Origin of the sequence: Bellilinea sp. (genome assembly GCF_034432615.1) — a bacterium.
Lineage (GTDB): Bacteria > Chloroflexota > Anaerolineae > Anaerolineales > Anaerolineaceae > Bellilinea.
Genome location: NZ_DAOUBL010000305.1, coordinates 1 through 5,107 on the forward strand (window position 1 = coordinate 1; position 5,107 = coordinate 5,107).

Consider the following 5,107-nt stretch of genomic DNA (forward strand, 5'->3'; position numbering starts at 1 on the left):
TGTGATCCTCAAAGAACCGATCTCCTGAATCGGCGGACGGCACCCCCGTGGAAGACGAAAAGGCGACCCTCCTGATTGTCGAAGATGATGTGGACGTGGCGGAAATGCTGAGCGCCTATCTTCAGGCGCAGGGCTACGAAGTCCACATCGTCCAGTGGGGGGAAGACGGCCTGCGCGCCGCCCAATCCACCCTGCCCGACCTGATCATCCTCGATATCCGCCTGCCGGATATAGACGGCTTTGAAGTCGCCCGTCAGCTGCGCGAACAGCGCAAAACCCGCCACATCCCCATTCTGTTCCTGACCGAGCGGCGCGAACGCAGCGACCGCCTGCGCGGCCTGCAGTTGAATGCCGAGGATTACATCACCAAGCCGTTCGACATTCAGGAACTGCGCCTGCGCGTGCGCAACACCCTGCGCCGCGTCCGGCAGGGCAGCCTGACCAACCCGGTGACCGGCCTGCCCGAAGGCGCGCTGGTGGACGAGCGCCTGCAGACCTGGCTGGACGACCCCACCGCCGCCCTGTTCTGCGTTTCCATCCTGAATCTCGACCACTTCCGCGAGGTGTACGGCTTTGTCGCCTCAGATGACCTGCTGCGCGCCCTCGGGCTGATGCTGCAGGACCTGGTCAGGGAAATGAGCAGAGCCGATTTCTTCATCGGCCACCTGACCCCGACCGATTTTCTGGTCATTGCCCGGCTGGAAAGCCGCACCGCCTTCATCGAGCGGGCGCACAAACGGCTGGAACAGTCCTTCGATTACTTCTACCGCGATCAGGACCGCGAGCGCGGCCTGTTCCGCGAAAAAGGGCTGCAGGTGCGCATCCGCGAACTGCAGCCGCAGGCCGGCCAGCCGCTGCGCAGCCCGGTTCAGGCGCGCCAGGCGCTCCAGCAGCTCATTCAAGGCGGGCGCCCATGAACATCACCGTCGTCATCCCCACCTACAACGAAGCCGAAAACCTGCCCGTGCTGACCGAGCGGCTGTTCTCGCTGCCCATCCCCGACCTTTCCCTGCTGATTGTGGACGACAACAGCCCGGACGGCAGCGGCGAAATTGCCGAGCATCTGGCGGCACGCTGCGGCGGGCGCATGTTCGTGCTGCACCGCTCCGGCAAACTGGGGCTGGGCAGCGCCTACATTCAGGGCTTCGAGCGCGCCCTCAACCTCGGCGCCGAGGCGGTCTGCCAGATGGACGCCGACTTTTCGCACCCGCCGGAGAAGATTGTGGAACTGGCCGATGCCCTGCAAAGCTGCGATGTGGCGCTCGGCTCGCGCTACGTGCCGGGCGGCAGCCTGGACGAGCGCTGGCCGTTCTGGCGGCGCGGGCTTTCGGCGTTCGGCAACCTGTACGCCCGCACCATTCTGGGTATACCGGTGCGGGATGTGACCGGCGGTTTCCGCCTGTGGCGGCGCGAGACGCTCAAACGCCTGCCGCTGGAGCGGGTGCGCTCCAACGGCTACATCTTTCAGGTGGAAATGATGTACACCGCCCATCTGCTCGGCTTCCGCGCCCGCGAAATTCCGATTCACTTTGCCGACCGGCGCTGGGGGCAGTCGAAGATGTCCCTGCGCATTCAGCTGGAAGCGGCCTACCGCACCTGGCTGCTGCTGTGGCTGTACCGCGACCTGCGCCGCAAGCGTCCGCTGACCGGCGCGTGAGGGGATGGACTTCGCATAGATGTTGCGTACCCCCCTCCCCATTCCACCAAAAAATTACCGGTTTTGGCAGGGGGGTACGCAAAAAAGATGAGAATTGTGGGCAAAGGCGAAAAGTTTGCCGTAAAGGCTTGAAAAAGAAAGAGATTGGATGTAAAATGAAACCAGGAATTGCGGAAAAAATGATAAAAATATCAAAATATGGATGAAACGAAACCGCAGTCCGAATCAATCAATGCCCGTAAGGGCATTAAGACTTTCCGTCAATTTCGACCTCTGTACTGGCAACCCATTGTCCGAATCAATCAATGCCCGTAAGGGCATTAAGACCCAGTGGGTTTGTTTTCGTCGAATTCTAGGTCAAAATTCAAGTCCGAATCAATCAATGCCCGTAAGGGCATTAAGACACATGGTGGTTGGGGCTAGTCTTTCTGTAGAACGGCGACGTCCGAATCAATCAATGCCCGTAAGGGCATTAAGACAAACCATCTTTCGCGCAAAACCCGCAAACCGAACATAAGAGTCCGAATCAATCAATGCCCGTAAGGGCATTAAGACCAAGAGGATTATAAATATCCGGTCTTAGTCGTAATTGTCCGAATCAATCAATGCCCGTAAGGGCATTAAGACGTTTTGGTCTATTTCGTGGAAGAGTTTGTATTTCATCGGTCCGAATCAATCAATGCCCGTAAGGGCATTAAGACCCCGTAAAGTTCATTTTAACCTCCTTATCTAGACACAATACGTCCGAATCAATCAATGCCCGTAAGGGCATTAAGACTGTTTCCATCAATGCAGAAGCCCGCAACGGACGTAAGGGTCCGAATCAATCAATGCCCGTAAGGGCATTAAGACACCGAAGTAAACACAGCAACAATGTCGCTTGTTCTAAGTCCGAATCAATCAATGCCCGTAAGGGCATTAAGACTTACTATTTCTTTCCCTGTTAATAAAATTCTCTATAAGTCCGAATCAATCAATGCCCGTAAGGGCATTAAGACACGTCATACAGGGCCTCCGTGGTCCCGTATTCGCTTCCGTCCGAATCAATCAATGCCCGTAAGGGCATTAAGACCATAGTCATTAATGCTAACGAAAACTGGTTGCGAATTGAGTCCGAATCAATCAATGCCCGTAAGGGCATTAAGACCTCCCACAACGTTTTACCGGCCCTGTGGGCCTTTCGGCAGGTCCGAATCAATCAATGCCCGTAAGGGCATTAAGACCTGGGTAGCTTAATTGCCGAGATGAACATGGAGGACAATGTTACGATGGATTCCAAACAAAAAAATCCTGTGGAACTACTAGAAAAACAAGCACAACTACTTGAACTTCTTTATCAGGAAGTACGCGTCTTATCAAATCGTCAGTCTGCAACAAAAAACAGGGAGTCGACAATGAGGGAAAATGCACTTTCAGGTGCAATTGCAGCAGTTATGATTGCTACAATTTGGGTGATGCAGTATTTATTGACAACGGCGTATGGGAGTAACTGGTTTGGGTTATTTTCAGGAGATTCTTTGTTTAGTTATGTTATTGGGATTGAATACGGGTTAGGAGATAGTGACGATATTTTAGAACCCTTATTTATTGTTGTATCAAGATTTATCCTTGGCTTTGGCTTTTTGTGGTTGCCAGCGACATTATTAATAGCAAGATTTAAGAAATATTCAGACAATCCAAAACACAAAAAAGCCGAATACAAAAATCCCGTTTGAGGTTGCAGGCAAGTCAATCGTGTTAGTGCAAAACCAGGTGGATATAAAGCTGTTCCCATATTGCCTTGTCAAAATCCCTTGACAAGTCCGAATCAATCAATGCCCGTAAGGGCAGGTGAAAAATGTCCCCACCACACCTCCCCCAAAATCGCCGGGGCGATTTTGGGGGAGGCCGGGAGGGGGTCCTCCCGCTCAAGTCATTCCATAACTTCTTGCCGCCGTCATGCCCCGCACCCCCTCACTCACCCGTCAGCGGGCAAAAACCCTGCGAAAAAACCTCACCCCCGCCGAACGGCGTCTGTGGGCGCACCTGCGCGCTCACCGCTTCTTCGGCGTGCATTTCCGCGCCCAACATCCCATCGGCAATTTCATCGTGGATTTTTGCGCCCCGCGCCGCCGGCTCGTTATCGAAGTGGACGGCGGTCAACATCTGGAACAGGAAAGTGAAGACGGCCGGCGAACGCGGGCACTCCAGGCACAAGGCTACCGCGTCCTGCGGTTCTGGAATCACCAGATCGAAAACGAACTGCCCGCCGTGCTGGAAGCCATCCGTCTGGCGCTGGAAGATGAGCAAACCGCTGCTTAATCCACCCCCAGCACACCTCCCCCAAAATCGCCGGGGCGATTTTGGGGGAGGCCGGGAGGGGGCCCTCCCGCTTAAGTCATTCCATAACTTCTTGCCGCCGTCATGCCCCGCAACCCACCCACTACCATAAGGCTGCGGAAAACAACCCATCCGCTCGCCCCAACCCCCCGTAGCCCCCCTTCCCCGTAAGGCTGCCTTAGCCGCTCAATGCGTGCCTCTGCGGGGAAGGGGAGCGGGAAATGTAAACCGCTTTGCGCCTCGTGAGTGTCAACTTCACCGCACGCCTCTGCGGGGAAGGGGGGTGATGAAGGTGGCTTAATAAATATCTTTCACCGTGTTATACACATTGAACTTGCCGGTCGGCGTGACCAGATTGGGAATGCGGGCAATCTCTTCCAGCGTCTTGTCATCATAGACCACAATCTCACCCGTCCGGCCGGGGTCATCGGCGCGCCCCCACACGCTCACCCACACCTGCGTGCCCTGCAGGTTGTACTCAAAATGCACCGCCCGCCCGTAGTCGGCCACCTGCCAGCATTTGTAAGGCTCCACCGGGTTGGCCTTGGCAATCACGCACACCGTGCGTTGAATTTCCTCGTCCGGGTTGAGGGTGTGGTCCACCCAGATCCACGGGCTGTTGGGATGGGTTTTGAGAAACAGCGAACCGGCGCCGGGCAGGGGGATGGTGCGCACCACCTTCCAGGCGTATTCGGGGTGATTGACCGGGTCCGTGCCGATGGCAACCAGCGCACCTTCACCCAGATGCGAAGTGCTCCACACCGGCCCGTAAACCGGATCAATCCAGTTGGCGCCGCGCCCCGGGTGGGGGATTTTCTCGGTCTCGACGATGGCGGCCACCTTTTCCTCCTGCACATCCAGCACCACAATTTTGTTGGCATTATTGGCCGCCACCAGGAAGTAACGCCCGCTGGCATCCCAGCCGCCATCGTGCAGGAAGCGCTCGGCGTTGAGCATTTTGATGGCCGGATTCTGCACATCGGTGTAGTCCACCAGCCAGATCTGGCCGGTTTCCTTGACGTTGACCACCCACTCGGGGCTGAAATGCGAAGCCACAATGCTGGCAACGCGCGGCTCGGGGTGATATTCCTGCGTATCGTAGGTATAACTGCGCGTGCTGACCACTTTGAG

Annotated in this window: 5 protein-coding genes and 1 CRISPR repeat array; of the genes, 4 read left to right on the forward strand and 1 reads right to left on the reverse strand. The window is 56.0% G+C overall.

Translation table 11 applies throughout. The features are described 5' to 3' along the window. Window positions 1-47 precede the first annotated feature (47 nt). The 4 genes from VAE48_RS13810 to VAE48_RS13825 all read left to right on the forward strand — a co-directional run bounded on the left by VAE48_RS13810 (window position 48) and on the right by VAE48_RS13825 (window position 3,958). A complete protein-coding gene (locus VAE48_RS13810) occupies window positions 48-917 on the forward strand; it encodes a response regulator (RefSeq protein ID WP_322793910.1) in 870 nt (289 codons plus the stop codon). After that, window positions 914-1,657: a polyprenol monophosphomannose synthase gene (locus VAE48_RS13815; protein WP_322793911.1), complete on the forward strand. Its 744-nt coding sequence runs from the start codon at window positions 914-916 to the stop codon at window positions 1,655-1,657. The genes VAE48_RS13810 and VAE48_RS13815 overlap by 4 nt, the downstream gene beginning before the upstream one ends. A gap of 218 nt (window positions 1,658-1,875) precedes the next feature. Beyond that, window positions 1,876-2,880: direct repeats of the CRISPR family, unit length 36 nt; unit sequence GTCCGAATCAATCAATGCCCGTAAGGGCATTAAGAC. Between the two features lie 45 nt (window positions 2,881-2,925). Further along, on the forward strand, window positions 2,926-3,372 hold the full coding sequence (locus VAE48_RS13820) for a hypothetical protein (RefSeq protein ID WP_322793912.1): 447 nt from the start codon (window positions 2,926-2,928) through the stop codon (window positions 3,370-3,372). 223 nt (window positions 3,373-3,595) lie between these two features. After that, on the forward strand, window positions 3,596-3,958 hold the full coding sequence (locus VAE48_RS13825; protein ID WP_322793913.1) for an endonuclease domain-containing protein: 363 nt from the start codon (window positions 3,596-3,598) through the stop codon (window positions 3,956-3,958). Between the two features lie 315 nt (window positions 3,959-4,273). On the opposite strand, the gene VAE48_RS13830 is transcribed toward VAE48_RS13825, so the two are convergent. Further along, window positions 4,274-5,107: cytochrome D1 domain-containing protein (locus tag VAE48_RS13830; RefSeq protein ID WP_322793914.1), on the reverse strand; the 834-nt coding region annotated here is incomplete at its 5' end.